At 71.5% G+C, this 23,605-nt stretch carries 15 protein-coding genes; 12 read left to right on the top strand and 3 right to left on the bottom strand.

Going from position 1 to position 23,605, the window contains the following annotated elements; translation table 11 throughout:
- Window positions 1-123: 123 nt before the first annotated feature.
- A complete protein-coding gene (locus ACFYYR_RS06230) occupies window positions 124-411 on the top strand; it encodes a hypothetical protein (protein ID WP_388847493.1) in 288 nt (95 codons plus the stop codon).
- A 460-nt stretch (window positions 412-871) separates the two neighbouring features.
- Entirely contained in the window at window positions 872-1,030 is a 159-nt protein-coding gene (locus tag ACFYYR_RS06225; RefSeq protein WP_388847492.1) for a hypothetical protein, read from the top strand.
- A gap of 132 nt (window positions 1,031-1,162) precedes the next feature.
- On the opposite strand, the gene ACFYYR_RS06220 is transcribed toward ACFYYR_RS06225, so the two are convergent.
- Window positions 1,163-1,903 (bottom strand): FadR/GntR family transcriptional regulator, encoded by a 741-nt coding sequence (locus tag ACFYYR_RS06220; protein ID WP_388847490.1) that lies wholly within the window; start codon window positions 1,901-1,903, stop codon window positions 1,163-1,165.
- 203 nt (window positions 1,904-2,106) lie between these two features.
- On the opposite strand from ACFYYR_RS06220, the gene ACFYYR_RS06215 reads away from it, so the two are divergent.
- The 5 genes from ACFYYR_RS06215 to ACFYYR_RS06195 all read left to right on the top strand — a co-directional run bounded on the left by ACFYYR_RS06215 (window position 2,107) and on the right by ACFYYR_RS06195 (window position 8,709).
- A complete protein-coding gene (locus ACFYYR_RS06215) occupies window positions 2,107-3,888 on the top strand; it encodes an L-lactate permease (RefSeq protein ID WP_388847488.1) in 1,782 nt (593 codons plus the stop codon).
- A 184-nt stretch (window positions 3,889-4,072) separates the two neighbouring features.
- Window positions 4,073-4,873, top strand: a complete 801-nt coding sequence (locus tag ACFYYR_RS06210; protein WP_388847486.1) for a (Fe-S)-binding protein — start codon at window positions 4,073-4,075, stop codon at window positions 4,871-4,873.
- Window positions 4,870-6,315 carry a LutB/LldF family L-lactate oxidation iron-sulfur protein gene (locus ACFYYR_RS06205; protein ID WP_388847484.1) on the top strand — a complete coding sequence of 482 codons (1,446 nt, stop codon included), beginning with the start codon at window positions 4,870-4,872 and terminating at the stop codon, window positions 6,313-6,315. Before ACFYYR_RS06210 ends, ACFYYR_RS06205 begins: the two co-directional genes overlap by 4 nt.
- A complete protein-coding gene (locus ACFYYR_RS06200; protein WP_388847482.1) occupies window positions 6,312-6,953 on the top strand; it encodes a lactate utilization protein C in 642 nt (213 codons plus the stop codon). The genes ACFYYR_RS06205 and ACFYYR_RS06200 overlap by 4 nt, the downstream gene beginning before the upstream one ends.
- Before the next feature lie 343 nt (window positions 6,954-7,296).
- Window positions 7,297-8,709, top strand: coding sequence for a 6-phospho-beta-glucosidase (locus ACFYYR_RS06195; protein WP_388847481.1), 1,413 nt, complete (start codon window positions 7,297-7,299; stop codon window positions 8,707-8,709).
- Window positions 8,710-8,784: 75 nt separating this feature from the next.
- Here the strand turns inward: ACFYYR_RS06195 and ACFYYR_RS06190 are convergent, their stop codons facing one another.
- A complete protein-coding gene (locus ACFYYR_RS06190; RefSeq protein ID WP_388847479.1) occupies window positions 8,785-9,414 on the bottom strand; it encodes an alpha-ketoglutarate-dependent dioxygenase AlkB in 630 nt (209 codons plus the stop codon).
- Between the two features lie 324 nt (window positions 9,415-9,738).
- Here ACFYYR_RS06190 and ACFYYR_RS06185 point away from each other — a divergent pair, with 324 nt between their 5' ends.
- The 5 genes from ACFYYR_RS06185 (at window position 9,739) to ACFYYR_RS06165 (ending at window position 16,419) form a co-directional block, all read left to right on the top strand.
- Window positions 9,739-12,183, top strand: a complete 2,445-nt coding sequence (locus tag ACFYYR_RS06185; RefSeq protein ID WP_388847477.1) for a glycosyltransferase — start codon at window positions 9,739-9,741, stop codon at window positions 12,181-12,183.
- A gap of 275 nt (window positions 12,184-12,458) precedes the next feature.
- On the top strand, window positions 12,459-12,851 hold the full coding sequence (locus ACFYYR_RS06180; protein WP_388847475.1) for a hypothetical protein: 393 nt from the start codon (window positions 12,459-12,461) through the stop codon (window positions 12,849-12,851).
- A gap of 127 nt (window positions 12,852-12,978) precedes the next feature.
- Window positions 12,979-14,013 carry a glycosyltransferase family 2 protein gene (locus ACFYYR_RS06175; protein WP_388847473.1) on the top strand — a complete coding sequence of 345 codons (1,035 nt, stop codon included), beginning with the start codon at window positions 12,979-12,981 and terminating at the stop codon, window positions 14,011-14,013.
- A gap of 1,307 nt (window positions 14,014-15,320) precedes the next feature.
- Entirely contained in the window at window positions 15,321-15,605 is a 285-nt protein-coding gene (locus tag ACFYYR_RS06170) for a hypothetical protein (protein WP_388847471.1), read from the top strand.
- A gap of 469 nt (window positions 15,606-16,074) precedes the next feature.
- A complete protein-coding gene (locus tag ACFYYR_RS06165; protein ID WP_388847469.1) occupies window positions 16,075-16,419 on the top strand; it encodes a chaplin in 345 nt (114 codons plus the stop codon).
- 180 nt (window positions 16,420-16,599) lie between these two features.
- Here the strand turns inward: ACFYYR_RS06165 and ACFYYR_RS06160 are convergent, their stop codons facing one another.
- On the bottom strand, window positions 16,600-22,416 hold the full coding sequence (locus ACFYYR_RS06160) for an Ig-like domain repeat protein (protein ID WP_388847467.1): 5,817 nt from the start codon (window positions 22,414-22,416) through the stop codon (window positions 16,600-16,602).
- Window positions 22,417-23,605: the final 1,189 nt, after the last annotated feature.

The following is a 23,605-nucleotide window of genomic DNA, read 5'->3' as shown; positions in this document are numbered from 1 at the left end:
CGTCGTGGGAGCGCGCCTCGGTGAGCCGGGCGCACAACTGCCGGCCCCCGACGGCAGAGAGCCCTTCCGTACGCCCGGAACAGCGCGGAGGTATTCACCCCCACCCGCCGTACGATTCCTTTCATGAATCTTGTGGTGTTTTTCCTTTCCCTCGGGATCAGCTGTCGCATAACACGGTTCATAACCAAGGACACTCTTGCCGCGGGGATCCGTTCCTGGGTCGCCGCGCGCTTCGGTGACGACTCGAAGCCCGCGTACCTGGTCACCTGCGGCTGGTGCACGAGCATCTGGGTGGCCGCGGCCGTGACCCCGCTCGGGTTCTGGGCGGGGGAGACCGTGGCGTTCCAACTGGTCGCCATGGTCCTGACGTTGTCCTACCTGACCGGGCTGGCCGCCAACTGGCTGGACTGATCCGCCGGGTCCCTTTTCGGCTTCGCCCGATTTCCTCGGTCGCCTTTCCCGGAACGGGTGACGCCCGAAAGCAACGGCCGTTCGGGAATGTATGACAAATTCGGTGTGCGTGTCGGTGTCATCAGGACGGGGGATGATGACTTCGGGTGTCCCCCGTGGTGACCGCGGGCGCGTACCCCGTCGGCAATGCTCCTCGTCGAGGCGGGCGATCCCGCCCCGCGCGGTCCCGCCGGCTCCGTCCGCGGTCCCCCCGATCGACTGCGATTCCGCCGGACCTGTACGGCGCTCGTCCCCTGGCTCGCACCGCACGCTCCGTCAGTGACCGCTTCATCCGTCAGTGACTCGTCCGTCCGTGAGCAGGCGGCGCAGGCGCGAGGCCGAGCGCGCAGCGACCGGTGTGCGGGCCGGGGCCCCGCCGGGAGGCCGACCGCAGGGCGGCCACGATCGAAGGAGAACCGCCATGGGATGCAACTGCGGCGGCGGTGCCCGCCGGACCGTCACTGTCTACCGGCTGGTCCTGCCGAACGGTGTGATCCGTCAGTACCGCACCTGGCAGGAGGCCGACGCGGCCAACAAGCGTGAGGGCGGCGTCGGCACCATCACCGTGGTCAACGAATAGGCGCGGGCGGCGCCCCGGTCGGGGTGCCCTGCCGGAGGCGCCCGCCACGGATGAGGCCCGCTCGGCATGTGCGAGCGGCGCCGGGGACCTGACCCGCGGTGCTCCGGTCCGGTCGCGGAGGCGCCCGGTGGGTCAGGGAGTCTTCGCCGCGATGTGCTCGATGTCCTGGTGGAAGCCCCGGATGTGTGCCTCCACCAGGTCTCCCGCGCGGTCGGCGTCGCCGGCCGCGATCGCCGCGTAGAGCGCGTGGTGTTCGGCGCGCAGCCGCTCGGCCACCGTGCTCCAGTCGGCGAGTTCGTGGAACGCCGTGAGCAGGGTGCGCCGGACCGCATTGCGCACGGCGATCGTCATGTCGGCCATGAGCCGGTTGCCGCCCGCCTCCGCGATGGCGACATGGAATCGGGTGTCGTGGTCGTTGAACGCCTCGAGGGCCAGGGCCGCGTCGTCCATGCGGTTCAGTGGCTCCCGCATCCGCGCGAGGTCCTCGTCGGTCGCGCGCTCGGCGGCCAGCCGGGCGCTGGACCGCTCCAGCGTGGCGCGGGCCTCCACCACGTCGGAGAGCGGAAAGTTCGCCAGCGCCATGTGCAGGCGCAGCAGCTGAGTGAGGCCTTCGCTGGGCATGGCCGCGATCACGCTTCCGGAGGAGGGGCCGGTGCCCACCCGGGAGCGCAGGACGCCCTGCGCCTCCAGGACGCGCAGCGCCTCCCGGACGGCGGCCCGGCTGACGCCCAGCAGCTCGACCAGTTCCCGCTCCGGGGGCAGCCGGTCGCCGACGCGCAGATTGCCCGCCAGGATCTGCTCCTCGATCCGGGCCAGGACCAGCTCGAAGGTGCGGGAGCGCGGTACCGGCTCCCAGGCCGCCGTGTCAGCCATGAAAGCCCCTTCACCTCTGTGCGTCGGCCGTGCCTGCATGGCCCGCCGGAGCGGACCCCGGTGCGTGATGTCTCCCTGATCTTAACTTTCGGGGTATTGGTCAGACCAATTTGGTTCCGGCCGACCTCTGGACACCCCGTGTGCCGCTGCTTAGCGTGTGACCCGTCCAAGCTATGGTCTGACCAAGCTCCATGGAGGGTCGCATGTATCAACCCGATCTCGCGCCGGCAGCGGACAGCCTCGCCCTCTCCGCACTCGTCGCGGCCCTGCCCCTGATCACGCTGTTCGTGCTGCTCGGCGGTTTCCGGCTCAAGGCCCACGTGGCCGGTCTGGCGTCACTGGCGGTCGCCCTCGTCGTCGCGGTGCTCGGCTACGGGATGCCCGCCGGCCTCGCGCTGCTGTCCGCGAGCGAGGGAGCGGCGTTCGGCCTCTTCCCGATCATGTGGATCGTGCTCACCGCGATCTGGCTCTACCAGCTCACGGTGGTCAGCGGCCGGTTCGAGGACCTCCGCCGTGCGTTCAACCTGATCAGCGACGACCCACGGGTCCAGGCAGTGATCATCGCCTTCTGCTTCGGCGCGCTGCTGGAGGCCCTGGCCGGATTCGGCGCCCCGGTGGCCATCACCGGCGTCATGCTGATGGCGCTCGGCTTCTCCTCCCTCCGGGCGGCGATCACGGTGCTGGTCGCCAACACCGCGCCCGTCGCCTTCGGCGCCATCGCGATTCCGATCATCACCGCGGGCAACCTCACCAAGATCCCGTACCAGGAGATCGGTGCCTACACCGGCCGGCAGACGCCGCTGCTCGCCCTCTTCGTCCCGCTGCTGCTGGTGGCGCTCGTCGACGGGCGGCGCGGGATACGGCAGACCTGGCCGGTGGCGCTGGTGTGCGGCGCGGTGTTCGCGCTGGTCCAGTTCGTGAGCGCCAACTACATCTCCGTGGAGCTCACCGACATTCTCGCCTCGCTCGCCGGCCTGGCCGCCGTCGTGACCGTCCTCCGCTTCTGGCAGCCGCGCGGCGGCGAGGAGGTCCGGGCGGACCTGCGCCGCGGCCGGGACGCCTCCGACGGGCCCGTGCCCGAGCGCGAGCCGGGAACCCCGGACTCCGGATCCGCGTCCGCACCGGCCGCCCACTCCGCCGGTCCCAGTGAGGCGCCCACCGGCACCCGGCCCACCGCGACCCGCCCCGCCGGCACCCGCACGCAGGCCCCGGCCGGCGCCGACGCGGCGGAGGAGAGCGGCAGCCGGCGGACCGTCATGGCCTTTCTGCCCTACCTGTTGGTGATCGCCGTCTTCTCGGCGGCCAAGCTGTGGACGCCCGCCAAGGACTTCCTCGCGGACAGCGACCTGACGATCGCCTGGCCGGGCCTGGACGGACAGGTGCTCACCGCCGCCGGAAAGCCCGCGACCTCCAGCGTCTACACCTTCCCGTGGCTCTCCTCACCGGGCACCCTGCTCCTGCTGTCCGGGGTGGTCGTCGCCGCTGTGTACCGGGTGAGCCCCCGGACGGCCGTCCGGGAGTTCGGTGCCACGGTCGCGAAGCTGCGCTGGGCCCTGCTGACCGTCGCCTCCGTGCTGGCGCTCGCCTACGTGATGAACCTCGGCGGGCTCACCCTCACCATCGGCTCCTGGATCGCGGGCACCGGCGCCGCCTTCGCGTTCCTCTCACCGATCCTCGGCTGGCTCGGCACCGCGGTCACCGGCTCGGACACCTCGGCCAACGCCCTGTTCGCCACCCTCCAGCAGGCCGCCGCGGACCAGGCCGGACTCGACCCGACCCTGCTGGTCGCCGCGAACACCTCCGGCGGCGTCGTCGGCAAGATGATCAGCCCGCAGAACCTCACCATCGCCGCCACCGCCGTCGGCATGGTGGGCCGGGAGTCCGAACTCTTCCGAGGAGCCGTCAAATGGAGCCTGATGCTTCTGCTGGCCATCTGTCTGCTGGTCTTCCTGCAGTCCAATGTCCTCGCCTGGATGCTGCCCTGAGGCCGGTGGACGCTGCCCCGAGGCCCGCCGCCGCCCGGACGCGTGCGTCCGCGGCGGCGCGGGCCACGCCCGGCTCGGGTACGGACCCACCGCGCCCGGAGCAGGAACCGGGCCGGAGCCGGAACGACCGTCCCCTGTACCGGAGCACCGGCTTCATGGACGAAGCAAGCACGAGGAAGGAACCATGCGGACCGCACTGTTCATCACCTGTTTCAACGACACGGTGTTCCCGGAGACGGGACACGCCGTGGTCGCCCTGCTGGAACGGCTCGGCTGCACGGTGGACTTCCCGCTCGGGCAGACCTGCTGCGGCCAGATGCACTTCAACACCGGCTACCAGCGCGAATGCCTGCCGCTGGTACGGCGGTTCGCCGAGGTCTTCGCGGACTACGACGCCGTCGTGACCCCCTCCGGGTCGTGTGCCGCCATGGTGCGGGACCACCATGCCGCGCTGGCCTCCCGCGTGGCGCGGGACCCCGGGCTGACCGCGGCGGTCGAGGCCGCGCCCAGGCTCTACGAGCTGTCGGAGTTCCTCGTCGACGTCCTGGGCGTCACCGACGTGGGCGCGTACTTCCCGCACCGGGTCACCTACCACCCCACCTGCCACTCGCTGCGGATGCTGGGCGTCGGCGAACGGCCGCTGCAACTGCTCCGGGCGGTGCGCGGGATCGACCTGGTGGAACTGCCCGCCGCCGAGGAGTGCTGCGGCTTCGGCGGCACCTTCGCCCTCAAGAACTCCGACACCTCCGTCGCCATGTGCGCGGACAAGGTCCGGCACGTACAGGACACCGGGGCGGAGGTGCTGTGCGCCGGGGACAACTCCTGCCTGATGCACATCGGGGGCACCCTCTCCCGGCTGCGCACCGGCGTCCGCACCCTGCACCTGGCCGAGATCCTCGCCGCCACCGAGGAGAATCCCTTGCCGGTCCGGCCCGAGAAGCCGCGGCGCGGCCGCGGCGCCGCCCGAGGAGCGTGCACCCGATGAAGAACACCACCTACCTCGGCATGCCCGCCTTCCCCGAGGCGGCCGGCCGGTCCCTGACCGACACCCAGCTGCGCCGCAACCTCGCGCACGCCACCCACACCATCCGGGAGAAGCGGGCCGACGCCGTCGGAGAGCTCGACGACTGGGAGGAGCTGCGCGAAGCCGGCCGCGCCATCAAGGAACGGACGCTGCGTCACCTCGACCACTACCTGGTCGAGCTGGAGGAGCGGGTGACCGCCGCGGGCGGGCAGGTGCACTGGGCCCGCGACGCTGAGGAGGCCAACCGGATCGTCGTCGGCCTCGTCCGCGACACCGGCGAGTCCGAGGTCGTCAAGGTCAAGTCGATGGCCACACAGGAGATCGGCCTGAACGAAGCGCTGGCGGACGCCGGAATCGCCGCGTACGAGACGGACCTGGCCGAGCTCATCGTGCAGCTCGGCGACGACCGCCCCTCGCACATCCTGGTACCGGCCATCCACCGCAACCGTGCGGAGATCAAGGAGATCTTCCTGCGGGAGATGGCCCGGCACGGCACCCCGGCCCCCGACGACCTGACCGACGACCCGCGCCGGCTGGCGGAAGCCGCCCGGACCCACCTGCGGGACAAGTTCCTCACCGCCAAGGTCGCCGTCTCGGGCGCCAACTTCCTGGTGGCGGAGACCGGCACCGCGGTCGTCGTGGAGTCCGAGGGCAACGGGCGGATGTGCCTCACCCTCCCCGAGACGCTCATCTCCGTCGTCGGCATCGAGAAGGTCGTCCCCACCTGGCAGGACCTGGAGGTGTTCCTGCAGACCCTGCCCCGCTCCTCCACCGGCGAGCGGATGAACCCGTACACCTCGACCTGGACCGGTACCGCCGACGGGGACGGGCCGCGCGCGTTCCACCTGGTGCTCCTGGACGGCGGCCGTACCGACACGCTCGCCGACGAGGTGGGCCGCCAGGCGCTGAACTGCATCCGCTGCTCGGCCTGTCTGAACGTCTGCCCGGTCTACGAGCGGGCCGGCGGGCACGCCTACGGATCCGTCTATCCCGGACCGATCGGCGCCATCCTCAGCCCGCAGCTCCGGGGCACCGGGTCGGCGGTGGACCGCTCGCTGCCCTACGCGTCGACCCTGTGCGGCGCCTGCTACGAGGTCTGCCCCGTCAAGATCAACATTCCGGAGGTCCTGGTCCATCTGCGGGCCCGGGTCGTCGACGAGAGCCGCGAACGGCGCCTGCCGACCCCGGAACGGATGGCGATGACCGCCGCGCGCTGGGTGCTCTCCGCACCGTCGCGCCTGGCCGTGGCCCAGCGCGCGGGTGCGCTCTTCGGCCGGCTGGTCTCCCGGGAGGGCCGGATCGGCCGGCTGCCGGGCCCACTGTCGGGGTGGACCGACGCCCGGGACGCGCCGGCCCCGGCACCGGAGAGTTTCCGCGACGCATGGAAGAGGACGCACCGATGAGCGCACGTGACGAGATCCTGGGCCGCATCCGCCGCGCCCTCACGGACGTCCCCCGCGGCGAACGGCCCGCGGACGTCCCCGTGGCCCGCGGCTACGCGACCGGCGGCCGCCCGCCCGCCGGGTCGGCGGAGGCCGTCTCCCTGCTGGCCGAACGGCTCGCCGACTACGGCGCGTCGGTGCGGCTGGAGGACCACCGGGACGCGGCGGCCGCGGTGGCCGACGCGCTCGCCGCCGGTGGCGTCCGGCAGGTGGTGGTGCCGCCGGGGCTCCCGGAGGCGTGGTGGGCCGGCACGTCCGCCGAGGTGCTGCACGACGAACCGCCGCTGTCCGTGACGGAACTGGACGCCGCCGACGCCGTCGTCACCACAGCCGCCTCGGCGATCGCGGCCACCGGGACCCTCGTCCTCGACGGCGGTCCGGGGCAGGGGCGCAGGGCGCTGACCCTGGTGCCCGACCGCCACCTCTGCGTGGTGCGTGCGGAGCAGGTCGTCGCCTCGGTGCCGGAGGCGCTGGCCCGGCTCGACCCCGCCCGGCCGCTGACCCTGATCTCCGGCCCGTCCGCGACCAGCGACATCGAGCTGGACCGGGTGGAGGGCGTGCACGGGCCGCGCAGGCTGGAGGTGCTCATCCTGCGGTGAACGCGGGGCTCCGGGGTCCGGGGCGGGTGGTACGGGGCGGCGGTCCGGGAGCGGGCGCCGGGCTCCGCCGTCCGTCATCGGTTGTCCGTGGTGCGTCGGCCGGCCGGGACCGTGGGCGTCCGAGCCCGGCCCCCGGAGCGCCCGTCCGCGGTGACGACGGGGCCCGTCCCACGGTGACCCTGCCCCTGAGCACGAGTAGGGTCCCTCCCGTGTGCGCTGAGCGACGACACCGGCCCCTGCCCCGGACCCCGGCACCCGGGAGCAAGGCCGGGTCCCGCGCGTCCGCGGCGGATCCGGCGGCCGGCGCGGCGCTCCCCGAGCCGGGCACGGAGGTGGCCGAGGTATGAAGCTGACGATTCTCGGGGGCGGCGGCTTCCGCGTCCCGCTGGTGTACGGCGTCCTGCTCCGGGACCGGGGCGAGGGGCGGGTCACCGACGTGACCCTGTACGACCTCGACCCCGGCCGCCTGGCGGCCGTCCGCCGCGTCCTCACCGAGCAGGCCGACCGCACCACGGCCACCGGCTCTGGAACCACCGGCTCCACCCCTGGCGGCTCCTCCGGCCCGGCCGCTCCCGGGCCCGCCGAAGCCCCGCGTGTCACGGTGACCACCGACCTCGACGAGGCCCTCCGCGGAGCCGACTTCGTGTTCTCCGCGATCCGCGTCGGCGGGCTGGAGGGCCGCGCCGCCGATGAACGCGTCGCCCTGGCCGAGGGCGTCCTGGGCCAGGAGACGGTCGGTGCGGGCGGCATCGCGTACGGTCTGCGCACCGTTCCCGTCGCCACCGGCATCGCCCGCCGGATCGCCGAACTCGCCCCGGACGCCTGGGTCATCAACTTCACCAACCCGGCGGGGCTCGTCACCGAAGCGATGTCCCGGTACCTCGGCGACCGCGTCATCGGCATCTGCGACTCGCCCGTCGGACTGGGCCGCCGGGTCGCCCGGGCCCTCGGAGCCGATCCGGACCGGGCGTGGCTCGACTACGCGGGCCTCAACCACCTCGGCTGGCTCCGCGGGCTGCGCGTCGCCGGCCGGGACGAGCTGCCCCGGCTGCTGGCGGACACCCGGGCCCTGACCTCGTTCGAGGAGGGCAAGCTGTTCGGCGCCGACTGGCTCCGCTCCCTGGGCGCCATCCCCAACGAGTACCTCCACTACTACTACTTCCAGCGGGAAGCGGTGCGAGCCGCGCAGCAGGCACCGCAGACCCGGGGCGCGTTCCTCCGGGACCAGCAACGGCGGTTCTACGCGCGGACGGAGGACGCCACCACGTCCGCACTGGACGCCTGGAACAGCACACGGGCGGAGCGTGAGGCCACCTACATGGCGGAGAACCGCGAAACGGCGGGCGCGGGCGACCGTGCGGCCGACGACCTGGAGGGCGGCGGCTACGAGCAGGTCGCGCTCGCCCTGATGCGGGCCATCGCCCGGAACGAGCGCACCACCCTCATCCTCAACGTCCGCAACCGCGCCACCCTGGGCGTCCTGGACGACGACGCGGTCGTCGAAGTGCCGTGCTCCGTGGACGCGAACGGCGCCCACCCCGTCGCCGTCTCCCCGCTGCCCGACCACGCCACCGGGCTGGTGACCAGCGTCAAGGCCGTCGAACGGGCCGTGCTGGCGGCCGCCGGGAGCGGGTCCCGCGCCCTGGCGGTGCAGGCCTTCGCACTGCACCCGCTGGTCGACTCGGTGCACATCGCGCGGAGGCTGGTGGACGGTTATGCCGCCGCGCACCCCGCCCTGGCCCATCTGCGTCACTGACCTGCCGCGGCATCCGCCGCAGCGACCGGACCACCGGCAGGTCACACCGCCGTCCTGCCTTCCGGCCCCGCGGCATCAGCTGACGTCCCGGGGCCGGAACTGGATGCTGATGCGCGGACCGACCGATTTCGACGTCTTGGGAATCGCGTGCTCCCAGGTGCGCTGGCAGGAACCGCCCATGACGACGAGATCGCCGTGGCCCAGCGTCCGCCGGACGGTCGGACCGCCGCCCAGCCGTGGCCGCAGCAGCAGCGGGCGGGGCTCCCCGACGGAGACGATGGCGACCATGGTGTCCTCGGAGGCGCCGCGGCCGTTCCGGTCACCGTGCCAGGCCACGCTGTCCCGCCCGTCGCGGTAGAGACAGAGCCCGGCGGTACGGAACGGCTCGCCGAGCTCGTCCGCGTAGTGGCCGCTCAGCGCCGACCGGGCGGTGGCGAGCACCGGGTGGGGAAGCGGGTCGTCCGCTCCGTAGAAGCACAGCAGCCGCGGGACGTCCACCACGCGTTCGTACATCCTCCGCTGCTCGGCGTGCCACGGGACCTCCCTGGCCAGTACCTCGAACAGGGCGTCGGCCCCGGTGAGCCAGCCCGGCAGGACGTCGAGCCACGCGCCCCGGCCCAGGGGCGTCCGGTGGAGGGCGCCGAGCGGGCCGAGCCCGATCTCGTCACCCCCGCCGAACAGTGAGCCCTGCAGGTGGAACGCCATACCGGCAGTGTACGCAAGGATTAGAACGCATGACCGAATAGGGTGAGCGGTGACGCCGGAGGGTGGTCGAGTCGATGCTCACGGTGAAGGATCTCCAGCCGTGACCCCCGCGCCTCTCCGGGATGCCCTCGTCCGGGTTCTCCCGCGCGGTCCGCCTCGCCGCTCCGGCTGCCGCCGGCGTTCCGGTGGGCCGGGCGGGTGATTGTCCGGCCGCTCCGGGAAAGGCCGCGACTCGTCAGAAGGCCTGCTCTGCACGGCAATTGCCGAGAACGCGGTCCCGTGACTCCGGATCGTCGGCCGCCGGCGCTCGGGCATACTGTGCGAATGCCTGCGCAGACCAGAATTCCGGCGTTGATCCACCAGACGTGGAAGGACGCGGACGTGCCCGCGAAATGGCGGGAGTGGGCCGACTCCTGGCGGCGTCACCACCCGGGCTGGGAATATCGGCTGTGGACCGACACGGACAATCGAGAGTTCCTCGAGGAGCACTACCCCTGGTTCCTGTCGATTTACGACGGATACCCCGATGGAATCATGCGGGCGGACGCGATCCGCTATTTTCTGCTCGATCATTTCGGCGGGCTGTATGTGGATATGGATTTCGAGTGCCTGCGTCCGGTGCACGACCTCCTCTCCGGACACGAACTCGTCCTCGGCTGTGAGCCCGAGGCCCACACCCGGCTGCTGCTGGCCCGGCAGCGCGGCCTCGGCCGCATCGTGGGCAACGCCTTCATCGCCTCCCGGGCCGGTCACCCCTTCTGGGCGCACGCCCACCGGCAGCTCGTCGCGGCCCACCGCAGGTCCGGCCCCCTCGATGCGACCGGCCCCTTCTGGCTCACCCGCACCATCGGGTCCGCCCCCGACACCGGCACCGTCACCGTCCTCGGTCCCGAGCTGCTGTACCCGGGGCTGAGCCCCTACGCCATCGAGCTGTTCGGCCCCCAGGAGATCGACCGCGACCGTGCCTACGCGCTGCACCACTGGTCGGGCAGCTGGACCCCCGAGGCCGTCGTTCCGCCCCGGACCACGGCCACCCGGAGAGTGCGCTTCTGGGCCAACCAGGAGCTGCAGCCCTTCGCCGACGGCGCCCTCGACGTCGACGCCCAGCGCCGCCGCTGGGCCGCGGGCGCCCCCGCCCCGCGCATCTCCTGCCTCATGGTGACCAAGGACCGGCCCGCACTCGCCCGGCGCGCGATCGCCTGCTTCCTCGCCCAGACCTACCCGAACCTGGAACTCGTCGTGGTGGACGACGGCGCCGACGACACCCTGGAACACCATGTACGGGCCCTGGGCGACCCGCGGATCCGGCTCCACCGCCTGGCCCCCGACGGACGGACGCTCGGCGAACTCCGCAACGTCGCCGTGGACCAGGCCGGCGGCCCCTACGTGTGCCAGTGGGACGACGACGACCTCTACGACCCGGAACGCCTCGAGGTCCAGATGGCGGCACTGCTCTCGCTCGGCGCCGACGCGTGCTTCCTCGCCCGGGAGCGGCTGTGGTGGCCGGCCCGCCGCCAGATCGCCACCTCCTGCGGGCGGCTGTGGGAGGGCTCCATGGTGTGCGCGAAGGAACGGCTCGCGCGCTACCCGGCGCAGCGCCGCGGCGAGGACACCCCGGTGGCCGAACAGGTGGCGCGCACCGGCCGGATCGTGTCCGTGGACGCCCCGGAGCTCTACACCTACGTCTTCCACGAGAACAACACCTTCGACGCCGCCCACTTCGCCCGGCACTTCGAGGTGGCCACCGACATCTGCGAGGGGGGCGCGGCCTATGCCGAGCGGGTCCTCGCCATGGCGGCCCGGCTCCCGCTGGACCCGCGGGACTGCGTCCACGCCGAGACCGAGACCGAGACCGAGCCCGGGACCGAGACCGGGACCGAGCCCGGGACCGGGCCCGTGACCGTACCGCGGGGACGCAAGGCGCATACCGTCGAGCCCGCGCCGTCCCCCGCCAAGGAGCGCCCCCCGGTGCTGGTGCTCACCCCGGTCAAGGACGCCGCCACCTTCCTGCCGCGCTATCGGAACCGGCTGAGCGCCCTGGACTATCCGCGCGAGGCGCTCTCGCTCGGGCTGCTGGAGGGCGACAGCCGGGACAACACCTGGGAGATGCTGCAGGGCCTCCTCCCCGAGCTGCGCGCGGAGTACCGCAACGTCACCCTGATCCGCCAAGACTTCGACTTCCGGCAGGCAGGCCCCCGCTGGCGGACCGGTGCTCAGCGGCAGCGCCGGTCGGTGCTCGCCCGGGCGCGCAACCACCTGCTGGCGCACGCCCTCACCGACGAGAGCTGGGTCCTCTGGCTCGACGTCGATGTCGCCGGATATCCCGCCGACCTCGTCCAGCGCCTGCTCGGCGCGGGCAAGGACATCGTCGTCCCGCACTGCGTGACCGCGCCCGGCGGGCCCACGTACGACCTCAACACCTTTGTCCGGCAGCCCGGTTCCGGTGCCCTCAACTGGTCCCAGTGGATCCGGGACGGCATCCTCCAGCCGCCGCGCGGATTCGGCCGGACCTACCTGGAGGACCTGCGGGGTCAGGAGCTCGTCCGGGTCGACTCCGTCGGCGGTACGGCGCTGCTGGTCCGCGCCGACCTGCACCGCGACGGCCTGGTCTTCCCGTCCTTCCCGTACCAGCACCTCATCGAGACCGAGGGGCTGGCCGCGATGGCCCGTGACATGGGTACCGCCTGCTGGGCGCTGCCCGCGCTGGAGGTGCTGCACCCGCACCGCGCCTCGGAACTCCCGAAGGCCGCGGCGATGCCCGTTTCCTGATTCCGCGACGGGCCCATTCGTGCGCGTCGATGCCCGGCGGCCGGGAGGGAACTCCCGGCCGCCGGAAATTGCCCGTTCAATGAATTTCTCCTGCTGCGAGTTGCCGCCGAAAGATCATCGAGCCGGTGAATCCAAAAGGCGACACGACGGGACTGCGCAATATGGAGTAGTTGCTTTGACAGGTCGCGTTCGCACCTTACCGTGAGCCCGACTCTCACCGTCGGGCTCGTCGCCATTGCGAGCCGCTCCGGTTCTCAGAAAAGAAAGGCGTCAATGTGAAAACCCGCCTCATCACCTCCCTGGCACTTCCCGCGGCCATGGCAACGGCCGGACTGCTCAACACCGCCGAGGCCGCCTACGCCGACGCGGGCGCGGACCACCAGATGTCGGGCGGCACGCACGACATGGCGACCCAGGGAGACGGGCACCACTGCCCGCCGATCGGCAACATCACCTGGGTCGACTACGGTCACGGCCACTGCTCGCCCATCGGCAACATCCCGTTCTTCGACCACGGTTACGGGCACCACTGCCCGCCGATGGGCAACGTGACCATCGTCGACTACGGGCACCACTGCCCGCCGGTGGCCAACGCCACGTTCTTCGACTACGGGCTGCAGACGGAGCAGTTCGTGAACGAGATCGCGGGGCCCGCCCTCGGGCGCTGAGACGAGGCCGGGTCCGGGGCCGCGGCACACCCGCCCGCGGCCCCGGACCCGGCCCGGCGGCATCCCGCCGTGACGCACGGCGGCACAGCAGGCATCGCACCCCTCCGCTCGAAGTGAAAGACGGCTCATGCATCACAGCTCCGACCCGGCGGTCTCCGTGGTCATCCCCTGTCACGACTACGGCCGCTACCTCCCCCAGGCCCTGGACAGCGTGCTCGCCCAGACGTTCCGCGACTGGGAACTCGTCATCGTCGACGACGGCAGCACCGACGACAGCGCCGAGGTCGCCCGGTCCCTCGTCGCCCGGTACCCGGAGCGCCGGATGCGCCTGGTCGAACAGGCCAACGCCGGGGTGTCCGCGGCCCGCAACACCGGCATCGCCGCCGCCACCGGCCGCTACATCCTGCCGCTGGACGCCGACGACGTGATCGCTCCGACCATGCTGGAGAAGACCACCGCGATTCTGGACAGCGATCCCGCCATCACGATCGCCTCCACCGACGTCTTCGCCTTCACCGAGGACGACCTCCCGCCGCAGGTGCTCCCTCTGCCCGCGTACAGCAAGGACCTGCTGCTCCAGCGGCTGATCATGTTCTACTGCTCGCTGTACCGCCGCGAGGCCTGGGAGGCCGTGGGCGGTTACAACGAGGCCATGCGGGCCGGTGAGGACTGGGACTTCTGGATCGGCTGCGCGGAGCAGGGCTTCGAGGCCCACCACATCCACGAGCCGCTGTTCGGGGCACGGAACAAGGACACCGGGCTCCACCTGGAGGCCGCCGAGAACGACCTGGCGATCCGGGCGCGGATCGTGGCCAACCACCCGCAGCTGTTCAAGCCGGTCACCCGGGACTGGGCGCAGGTCGTCCTCACCGGCGACGCCGACCGCTGCCGGAACGACGCGGCCGTGCCCGACGACATCCTCACCCGGGCCGCCGAGATGGACCAGTTCCTCCAGTCGGTCATGGCGCTGCAGCGCACCGCCCGCCTGCAGTACCACCACATCAAGTACTTGGAGAAGGCGCTGCAGGCACAGACCGGTGGGCCGGCCCCGGTGGGCCCGCAAGGTCAGGAGGGACCGACGTCCGCGCGCGGCACCGAACCCCTCGTGCCCCCGCACCCGACGGCACCCCAGGACCGGACGACCGCTCCCTCGGCCGTCTGAGACGGCAGTCGCGCAGAGCACCCCGGCTCGCCGCCCCGCCGCCGCTGCACCCGCCGGCGCCCGGTCGGGGACAGCGGTCCGTGAACGCCGAACCGCCCCGTACGTCGTCAAGAACCGTACGGGGCGGCTGCGTTCACGGTGCTGCGTTCTCGGACGGGGCTGCTGTGTTCCCGGACGGGGGCTGTTGTGTTCCCGGGACGGGAAGAGAGCCTCGCTCCCCGCCGGGCTGAAGGCTGCTTCCGCGAGGGAGACGGAAAGTTCACCGGCAGGGAGCGAGGGGTCGGGGGAGCGGTCCGGCCTTGCGGTCGGACCTGGCAGCTGCGGTCGACGGTGGTCGAGCCGCTGGACGGGATCCGGCCCGGTGCGGTGTCGCGGCCGTCGGGAGCGAGACGGCGCAACGGGCCGTGGCCGGTCGTTCGGAAAAACAGGAAAGGGAGGGACGCCCGGTCGGCGAGGTGTGACACCTCATAGGCCTCCAAGGTCGGTCACCCGGAACCGTGCATGTGGCTCTCTCTCCTCAACAACGCCGAAGTCCACGGTGGAGTCACGGTTCCGGTGGCAATTCGTGGTGAACGGGCGGAGCCGGACGACAGGCCGCGCTGTGCCGAGCGGGCGCGCCCGGCGAGAACGGGTCAGCGCCGGGGTGCCGGTCCAGCACGGGGCGTTGTGCAGAACGCTGTCCACATGAAGGGGCGGAGCGGGCGCTCACGGGGAGGGGCCCGCCGGTGAGGACGAGCGGCGGCCGGTGCTGCCTCCGAGGCTCCGGGGAACTCGAGGGAAGGACAGGGGCTTCCGAGCCGCTGAACACCTGGCTGCCGACACACGGCTGTGGTCCGGCGCAAGGACACCGGGCGTGCATTTCTCTCCCTGGGTTTCTGAGCCCCTCCGCTCGTATGGCGTGCGAGCGGAAGCGGTCATGGCATTCCCGCGGAGTGACGGCGTCCCCGGTGCATTCTCCGGTGCCGGTCTCCGGGACACTGCCCGCCCCCCAACTGTGCCGGTCCTGCCGGAATTCTTTGAATGCGGAATGATCCGCCGCCCCTCCGGAGTGTCGGTTCCGGCCGCCGCGGCCCCCGCTCGCGTGTCATCCCATCGTCCGGAGTAATGCGCCACGCCGGTGAATCACGCTGAGGGTGCGGCCACTTGAATCAACGGCGAGGTTCGGGCGCGTGAATTCTTAGGCCGTTGGGATGGCTTTCGGAGACACGCCGCCGGGTCGGTCTTTTGTCGTTGAGCGAGACCCCTCCACAGGGGTGATACTCGGACCTGTTCTTCCATCCGGAGAAGAGCTGAGAATGGAGAGATTGATGCGTACAGCCCTCAAGATGTCCGTGATGGCGATCGCCGTGGTCGCCGCGCTCGGCACCTCGGCCGCGACCGCCGGCGCCCACGAGAAGAAGAAGGACGACGACAAGCAGATCAACGTCTGCGGCAACGTCGACCAGACCGCCTTCGCCGCCGACTACGCCGCCCTCTCGTACGTCGAGCAGGAGGCCGAGGGACCGGTCTTCTGCCAGAACGGCAAGAACAACAACGCGTTCAACGACGAGTCGGAGTACTACGGCGTCGGCCTTCTCGGCGGACTCCTCTGAGCTTCGCCCGCCGACGGCACCGGCGCCGCACCCCGGTGACGGAACCGGTATTCCGCACATGCGGAGGAGTGCTCCAGGGGTAGGTCTCTGAGGAATGCTCCGAGAAAGCGAGAAACGCGTCCGCGGTTCGGGCGCGTTTCTCGCTTTTCGCTGCGGAGGAACTGCGGTGTGGGCAGCGCCTGTTGCGGCCGGACGGCTTTGCGGAGCGCGTCGTACCGGAGCGGCGGCAACCCCCGCCGGGAAAGCGATGCCCCCGGCCCGCGTCACCGGCCTTCGGTGGTAGCAACATTGTCCTATCAGCGGGTCCGGTGTCCGCGGCCGGTGATGCCGTGATCCGCGGGCAGAGGCCGAGAGGAAATCGACGGCCATTCGAGTGACGATCGGTTACGCCCGAAGAAACGTGACGTTGTGCAGGGGGCCGCTCGCGAGCAAGGGGCGGCAGCAACACGCTTACTGAGGGAGTTACGCCATGAAGGCAATCAAGAGCATCGCTGTCGTCGGTGTCGCGGCGGGCATGCTGGCCGCGGGTGCGGGCGTCGCCACGGCGCACGACGGTGGCAAGGCGAAGGGCCACGAGGAGAAGAGCCGTCACCACAAGAAGGCCCACAAGAAGGGCAACATCAAGGTCATCAAGAAGGTCACCTACGTGGAGGACGAAAGCGTCAAGGGCGCTGCCCTGGGCTCCCCGGGATTCGGCTCGGGCAACCTGACCGAGATCGTCACCACCCCGCAGACCAACGCCTGTGGCCTGACCACCAATGCCCTCGGTGGCGTGCTGAACTCGTCGTTCGAGAACCGTTGCGAGAACCGCTGACCGCTGGACTTCGCGCACCTCGGGAGCAGCACACACGGCTCTCCGCCCGGTGTGACGCCGCACGAGCCCCCGGCCTTCCGGCCGGGGGCTCGTCCCGTGTACGGCCGCCCTGGGGCACGGCCACGCCGGGCCGCTGGATGCGGCCCGGCGCGGTGCTGCGTTCCGGTGATGCGGTGTGGGTCAGGGCAGGAGCGGCGACGGCACGAAGGTGAGCGTTGCCGTTGCCGACGACGGGCTGAGGCAGGCGGCGCCTGCGAACGAGGCCGTGTACGTGCTGGCCGTGACCACGACCGGCGGGACGGTCTTGTTGGGCGGTGCCAGCGTCGCCACGCCGCTGGCGTTGGTGACCGCGGTCCCGAGCAGGAGCGGGCCGCCGGTCGCGTTGGCGGTGAAGGTGATGGTCTGGCCGGAGATCGGGGCGTTGGTCACCGTGTTCTTGAGCGTGGCGCTCATGGCCGGGATGACCAGTGTGCCGTTGGTGCGGAGCCGGATCTGTGCCGGCGGAGCCGTCAGGGTGGTCGAGGTGCCGGTCGTCGTGACGCTCACCGTTCCGGTGGAGGTCAGGAAGCAACCGTCACCGCTGTAGACCGCGGTGATGGTTCCCGAGGTCAGCGTGGTGCTGGTGAAGCAGGCCTGCCCGCTCGCGTTGACCGCGACGGTCTGGTTGAGTCCGCCCGGCCCGGTGAAGGTGACGGTTCCGGTGGGGGTACCCGATCCCGGCGGAGTGGCCGTCACGGTGGCGCAGACCGTGACGGTCTGGCCGCACGTCGACGGGTTCGGAGCGGCGGTGACGACCGTCGTCGACGCCGACTTGTTCCGGGTCAGCACCACCGTGCCGGTGGAGCCGGTGAAGCAGGGGTCCTCGCCGTTGTAGACCGCCGTCACCGTGCCCGAGCCCACCGTGGTGCTGGTGATGCAGGCCTGTCCGCCGGCGTTGAGGGACACCGTTTGGTTGAGTCCGCCGGGTCCGGTGAAGGTGACGGTTCCGGTGGGGGTTCCGGATCCGGGCGGGTTGGCGGTGACGATGGCGCAGATGGTGACGGTCTGTCCGCACACCGACGGGTTGGGCGCGGCGGTGACCGTGGTGGTGGTCGCCGCTTCGTTACGGGTGATGGTCACGGTGCCGGACGAGCCTGCGAAGCAGGGGCCCTCACCGTTGTACGTCGCTGTGATGGTGCCCGCGGCCAGGGTGCTGCTGGTGAAGCAGGCCTGTCCACTGGCGTTGAGGGTGACGGTCTGGTTGAGTCCGCCCGGCCCGGTGAAGGTGACCGTTCCGCTCGGGGTTCCCGATCCCGGTGCGTTGGCGGTCACGGTGGCGCAGACGGTGACGGACTGGCCGCACACCGACGGGTTCGGCGTGGCTGTCACCGTGGTCGTGGTCGCGGCTTCGTTGACCGTGACCGACACGACGCCGGCAGAGGTCGAGAAGCAGGTGTCCTCGCCGTTGTAGGTGGCGGTGACGGTTCCGGTGGCCAGGGCGGTGGTGGTGATGCAGGCCTGGCCGCCGGCGTTGAGTGCGGCGGTCTGGTTGAGTCCGCCGGGTCCGGTGAAGGTGACGGTTCCGGTGGGGGTGCCCGATCCCGGCGGGTTGGCGGTCACGGTGGCGCACAGGGTGACGGTCTGGCCGCAGACGGACGGGTTCGGCGTGGCCGTCACCGCGGTGGTGGTGGCCGCTTCGTTGCGGGTGATGGTCACGGTGCCGGATGAGCCTGCGAAGCAGGGGCCTTCACCGTTGTAGGTGGCCGTGATGGTGCCGGCGGCCAGGGTGGTGGTGGTGATGCAAGCCTGTCCACTGGCGTTCACTGCGACCGTCGCGTTGAGACCGCCGGGGCCGGTGAAGGTCACCGTTCCGGTGGGTGTGCCCGACCCCGGCGGGTTGGTCACCACGGTGGCGCAGACGGTGACGGACTGTCCGCAGACGGACGGGTTCGGCGTGGCCGTCACCGTGGTGGTCGTGGCCGCTTCGTTGACCGTGACGTTCACGGTGCCGGTGGAGCCGGCGAAGCAGGTGTCCTCGCCGTTGTAGGTGGCGGTGACGGTTCCGGTGGCCAGGGCGGTGGTGGTGATGCAGGCCTGTCCGCCGGCGTTGAGGGTGGCGGTCTGGTTGAGTCCGCCCGGCCCGGTGAAGGTGACGGTCCCCGTGGGGGTGCCCGATCCCGGCGGGTTGGCGGTCACGGTGGCGCACAGGGTGACGGTCTGTCCGCAGACGGACGGGTTCGGCGTGGCCGTCACCGCGGTCGTCGTCGATGCCTCGTTCCGGGTCAGCACCACGGTGCCGGTGGAGCCGGTGAAGCAGGGGTCCTCGCCGTTGTAGACCGCCGTCACCGTGCCCGAGCCCACCGTGGTGCTGGTGATGCAGGCCTGTCCGCCGGCGTTGAGGGACACCGTCTGGTTGAGTCCGCCGGGTCCGGTGAAGGTGACGGTTCCGGTGGGGGTTCCGGATCCGGGGGGATTGGCGGTGACCGTGGCGCAGATGGTGACGGTCTGTCCGCAGACGGACGGGTTCGGTGCCGCGGTGACCGTGGTAGTGGTGGCCGCTTCGTTCCGGGTGATGGTTACGGTGCCGGACGAGCCGGCGAAGCAGGGGCCCTCACCGTTGTAGGTGGCGGTGATGGTGCCGCCGACCAGGGTGCTGCTGGTGAAGCAGGCCTGTCCGCTCGCGTTCAGGCTGACGGTCTGGTTGAGGCCGCCGGGTCCGGTGAAGGTGACCGTTCCGGTGGGGGTGCCCGATCCCGGGGCGTTGGTGGTGACGGTGGCGCAGACGGTCACGGACTGGCCGCACACCGACGGGTTCGGCGTGGCCGTCACCGCGGTCGTGGTGGACGCCTCATTGACGGTGATCTCGGCCGTCCCCGCCGAGGGAGTGAAGCAGAGGTCCTCGCCGTTGTAGGTGGCGGTGACCGTTCCGGTGGCCAGCACAGTGCTGGTGATGCACGCTTGGCCGCTCGCGTTGAGGGAGACCGTTTGGTTGAGTCCGCCGGGCCCGGTGAACGTGACGGTTCCGCTGGGTGTGCCGGAGCCGGGCGGGTTGGCAGTGACCGTGGCGCACAGGGTGACGGTCTGGCCGCAGACGGACGGGTTCGGCGTGGCCGTCACCGTGGTGGTGGTGGCCGCTTCGTTGCGGGTGATGGCGACGGTGCCGGTGGAGCCGGCGAAGCAGGGGCCCTCACCGTTGTAGGTCGCGGTGATGGTGCCGCCGACCAGGGTGCTGCTGGTGAAGCAGGCCTGCCCGCTCGCGTTGACCGCGACGGTCTGATTGAGTCCGCCCGGCCCGGTGAAGGTGACGGTCCCCGTGGGGGTGCCCGATCCCGGCGCATTGGTGGTGACGGTGGCGCAGACGGTGACCGACTGGCCGCACACCGACGGGTTCGGCGTCGCGGTCACGGTCGTCGTCGTGGCCGCTTCGTTGACCGTGACGCTCACCGTGCCGGTGGAGCCGGCGAAGCAGGGGCCTTCACCGTTGTAGGTGGCGGTGACGGTTCCCGTCGCCAGGACGGTGGTGGTGATGCAGGCCTGGCCGCTGGCGTTGAGGGTGGCGGTCTGGTTGAGTCCGCCCGGCCCGGTGAAGGTGACCGTTCCGCTGGGGGTACCCGACCCGGGCGGGTTGGTCACGACGGTGGCGCACAGGGTGACCGTCTGACCGCACACCGACGGGTTCGGCGTCGCGGTCACGGTCGTCGTCGTGGCCGCTTCGTTGACCGTGACGCTCACCGTGCCGGTGGAGCCGGCGAAGCAGGGGCCTTCACCGTTGTAGGTGGCGGTGACGGTTCCCGTCGCCAGGACGGTGGTGGTGATGCAGGCCTGGCCGCTGGCGTTGACCGCGACGGTCTGGTTGAGGCCGCCGGGTCCGGTGAAGGTGACGGTTCCGGTGGGGGTGCCCGATCCCGGGGCGTTGGTGGTGACGGTGGCGCACAGGGTGACGGTCTGTCCGCAGACCGACGGGTTCGGCGTCGCGGTGACCGAGGTGGTGGTGGACGCTTCGTTGACGGTCACTTCAGCCGTGCCGATGGAGCCGGTGAAGCAGGTGTCCTCGCCGTTGTAGGTGGCGGTGACGGTTCCGGTGGCCAGGGCGGTGGTGGTGATGCAGGCCTGTCCGCTGGCGTTGAGGGTGACGGTCTGGTTGAGTCCGCCGGGTCCGGTGAAGGTGACGGTTCCGGTGGGTGTGCCCGATCCCGGCGGGTTGGCGGTGACGGTGGCGCAGATGGTGACGGTCTGTCCGCAGACCGACGGGTCGGGGGTCGCGGTGACCGAGGTGGTGGTGGACGCTTCGTTGACGGTCACTGCGGCGGTGCCGACGGAGCCGCTGAAGCAGGTGGCACCGTTGTAGGTGGCGGTGACGGTCCCGGTGCCCAGCGTGGTGGTCGTGAGACAGGCCTGGCCGGTGGCGTCGAGGGCGACGGTCTGGTTGAGTCCGCCGGGTCCGGTGAAGGTGACGGTTCCGGTGGGGATCCCGGAGCCGGGCGGGTTGGTGGTGACGGTGGCACAGACAGTGATGGTCTGTCCGCAGACCGACGGATTCGGCGTCGCCGTGACCGACGTCGTGGTGGACGCTGCGTTGACGGTCACCGTCGTCGTGGCCGCCGAACTGGAGACGCAGGTGTCACCGTTGTAGGTGGCGGTGACCGTCCCGCTGGCCAGCGTGGTGGTCGTGAGACAGGCCTGGCCGGTGGCGTCGAGGGCGACGGTCTGGTTGAGTCCGCCGGCTCCGGTGAAGGTGACGGTTCCGGTGGGGATTCCGGAGCCGGGCGGGTCGACGACCACGGTGGCGCACACCGTCACCGACTGTCCGCACACGGACGGATCCGGCGTGACGGTGACCGTGGTGGTCGAATCGGCCTGGTTCACCGTCACGCTGGTGGTGGCGACCGAGCCGGTGAAGCAGGCGTCCTCGCCGTTGTAGGTGGCGGTGACGGTTCCGGTGCTCAGCCCGGTGGTGGTGACGCAAGCCACTCCGCCGGCGTCGAGGGTGACGGTCTGGTTGAGTCCGCCGGGTCCGGTGAAGGTGACCGTTCCGGTAGGTGTGCCGGAGCCCGGTGGGTTCGCGGTGACGGTGGCGCAGACGGTGACCGACTCGCCGCACACCGACGGGTTCGGCGTCGCGGAGACGACGGTGGTGGTGGCGGCTTCGTTGACCGTGGCGTCGGCCGATCCGCTCGACGTCGCGAAGCAGGTGTCGCCGCCGTAGGTGGCCGTCACACTGCCGGTGCTGAGCTCGGTGGTGGTGAAACAGGCCTGGCCGGTGGCGTCCACGGCCACCGTCTCGTTGAGCCCGCCGGGACCGGTGAACACGACCGACCCCGTCGGGGTTCCGGTCGCCGGAGCCTGCGCGGTGACGGTCGCACACACCGTGACGGACTGCCCGCACACCGACGGGTCGGGGGAGACCGTCACCGCGGTGTTCGACTGTGCCTGGGTGACGTTCTGCGTCACGAACCCGGAGGAGTCCCCGGCGAAGTTGGCGTCGCCGGAGTAGGCGGCGGCGACGAGGTGCGGGCCGACGCTGAGGTTGCTCACCGTGGCCTGCGCCTGCCCCGAGCCGTCGACGGGGGCGATCAGCGGTGGTCCGTCGGCGCTGATGATGAACGTCACCGTCCCGGTCGGGGTACCGGCGCCGGGAGGAACGGGAGTGACCTGCGCGGTCAGGGTGATGGTCTCCCCGCAGACCGCCGGGTTGGGACTCGTGGTCAGGGTGACGGTCGTCAGGGCCGGGGTGACCACCTGGGTGTCCGCGCCGGTGGACGGATCGAGGTTCGCGTCACCGCTGTAGGTGGCGGTCACGGCGTGCGAGCCGACCGCCAGGGTGGAGATGGTGAGGAATGCCTGTCCGCTGCCGTTCACCGGCACGGTCACCGGTGCGCCACCGTCCACGACGAAGCTGACGGTGCCGGTCGGTGTGAAGATTGCCAAGGGATCGGCCACGGTCGCGGTGAAGGTGACCGTCTGACCGAAGACCGATGGGTCCGGTGCCGAGGTTACCGTGGTGGTCGATAGTGCCATGGTGCGAGCCCCTTTCACGGGTCCATGGACGGAAAGTGGGCAGCCCGAAGCCCGTGAGCGTTCGCAGCACGGACAAGGGCGGCGCAGGTCGGCACGGGGCACCGACGAGTCCGCCACCCCCCGACGCAGGAAGTGGGCGGCCCACCTGTCGATGTCAGCAGTAGGCAGCGCCGCAGCACCTTTGGGCCAGACGGAGGGATGCAATGTCCCCCGGTCGGCGCAGCGCTCAGCCGCGCACAAGGCGCACTCCGGCCACGCCGCACTACGCCTCGGTGCACCGCCAGCCGTCCGTTTTCATCCTGGTCCGACGACCGGTCCGGACCGGCCCGGTGGTAGGGGATCGGACGGTCCCCACGGGACGCCCGCCCCGGCTCGCTACACAGGGTGAGGCCGCGCTCGTTCATCAATTCGGGGATGCGCCGTGTGCGCCTCCGCGATGTGCGGCGACTGCGCCCCGGGGGGGGACGGGAGAGGCAAGCCCGTCCCCCGGGCGACGGCTCGTCTCTCGCATCGGCCGACGCCGCAGGTGACCCGAGGGAGAGCGGCATGACGGGCGGGAATCCCCCGACGGCCGGGCCGGGAACGGCCGGGATGCCGACGGGGTGCGCCGAGGCGGCATGTCCCCCTTCTGCCCCGCACGTTCCGTCACGGTGCCCCGGAGCGCTCCGCCCACCCCGTCGGGCACCGCGATCCGGCTGGTGCCGTGCGCCCTGCCTGCCGCAATGCGCCCCGGCTCTGCCTCTTCGCCATGTTCCGTGCCACGATGCGCCGTTCGGAGCCGAGAGCCGTACCGGCGGGGCGTACCGGAGAGGGCGGCGTGTCCGTCCACGGCGGTGGTGCGTCCGCTCGCGTGCGGAGCCCGGTCCGGCGCACGCACCGTGGCGATCGGCCCGTCACAGGAGCAGAACGAGCCGCGCGCCGCGATGTCACGCCACCGGCGGGAACATGACCCCGACGGGGCAGCCGGCCGGCGTCCCCGCGGCCGGCGCCGACGACCGCTCCGCGCCGGGTCCTTGGACGGCCCGCATGTCCACCTCCCGGTCCGAACGACCGGCCCTGAGGTCTGCGGGGCCCGCGGGGGGGGGCCCCCGGGCCCCGGGGGGGGGCCCGCCCGTCGCCCCCGTGGCGGCGAGCCGTTGCCGGAAAATTACGTCCCCCCCGGGCCGGCAACAGGGCCGGGCGGAGCGGC

Origin of the sequence: Streptomyces sp. NPDC001922, assembly GCF_042891165.1 — a bacterium.
Taxonomy (GTDB): Bacteria; Actinomycetota; Actinomycetes; order Streptomycetales; family Streptomycetaceae; genus Streptomyces.
This window is presented reverse-complemented; position numbering and strand designations above follow the sequence as displayed.

Bases quoted from the DNA above. Each gene is read 5' to 3' on its own strand.
- ACFYYR_RS06230 (WP_388847493.1), top strand. From the start codon at position 124: ATGAATCTTGTGGTGTTTTTCCTTTCCCTCGGGATCAGCTGTCGCATA.
- ACFYYR_RS06225 (WP_388847492.1), top strand. From the start codon at position 872: ATGGGATGCAACTGCGGCGGCGGTGCCCGCCGGACCGTCACTGTCTAC.
- ACFYYR_RS06220 (WP_388847490.1), bottom strand. From the start codon at position 1,903: ATGGCTGACACGGCGGCCTGGGAGCCGGTACCGCGCTCCCGCACCTTC.
- ACFYYR_RS06215 (WP_388847488.1), top strand. From the start codon at position 2,107: ATGTATCAACCCGATCTCGCGCCGGCAGCGGACAGCCTCGCCCTCTCC.
- ACFYYR_RS06210 (WP_388847486.1), top strand. From the start codon at position 4,073: ATGCGGACCGCACTGTTCATCACCTGTTTCAACGACACGGTGTTCCCG.
- ACFYYR_RS06205 (WP_388847484.1), top strand. From the start codon at position 4,870: ATGAAGAACACCACCTACCTCGGCATGCCCGCCTTCCCCGAGGCGGCC.
- ACFYYR_RS06200 (WP_388847482.1), top strand. From the start codon at position 6,312: ATGAGCGCACGTGACGAGATCCTGGGCCGCATCCGCCGCGCCCTCACG.
- ACFYYR_RS06195 (WP_388847481.1), top strand. From the start codon at position 7,297: ATGAAGCTGACGATTCTCGGGGGCGGCGGCTTCCGCGTCCCGCTGGTG.
- ACFYYR_RS06190 (WP_388847479.1), bottom strand. From the start codon at position 9,414: ATGGCGTTCCACCTGCAGGGCTCACTGTTCGGCGGGGGTGACGAGATC.
- ACFYYR_RS06185 (WP_388847477.1), top strand. From the start codon at position 9,739: ATGCCTGCGCAGACCAGAATTCCGGCGTTGATCCACCAGACGTGGAAG.
- ACFYYR_RS06175 (WP_388847473.1), top strand. From the start codon at position 12,979: ATGCATCACAGCTCCGACCCGGCGGTCTCCGTGGTCATCCCCTGTCAC.
- ACFYYR_RS06170 (WP_388847471.1), top strand. From the start codon at position 15,321: ATGCGTACAGCCCTCAAGATGTCCGTGATGGCGATCGCCGTGGTCGCC.
- ACFYYR_RS06165 (WP_388847469.1), top strand. From the start codon at position 16,075: ATGAAGGCAATCAAGAGCATCGCTGTCGTCGGTGTCGCGGCGGGCATG.
- ACFYYR_RS06160 (WP_388847467.1), bottom strand. From the start codon at position 22,416: ATGGCACTATCGACCACCACGGTAACCTCGGCACCGGACCCATCGGTC.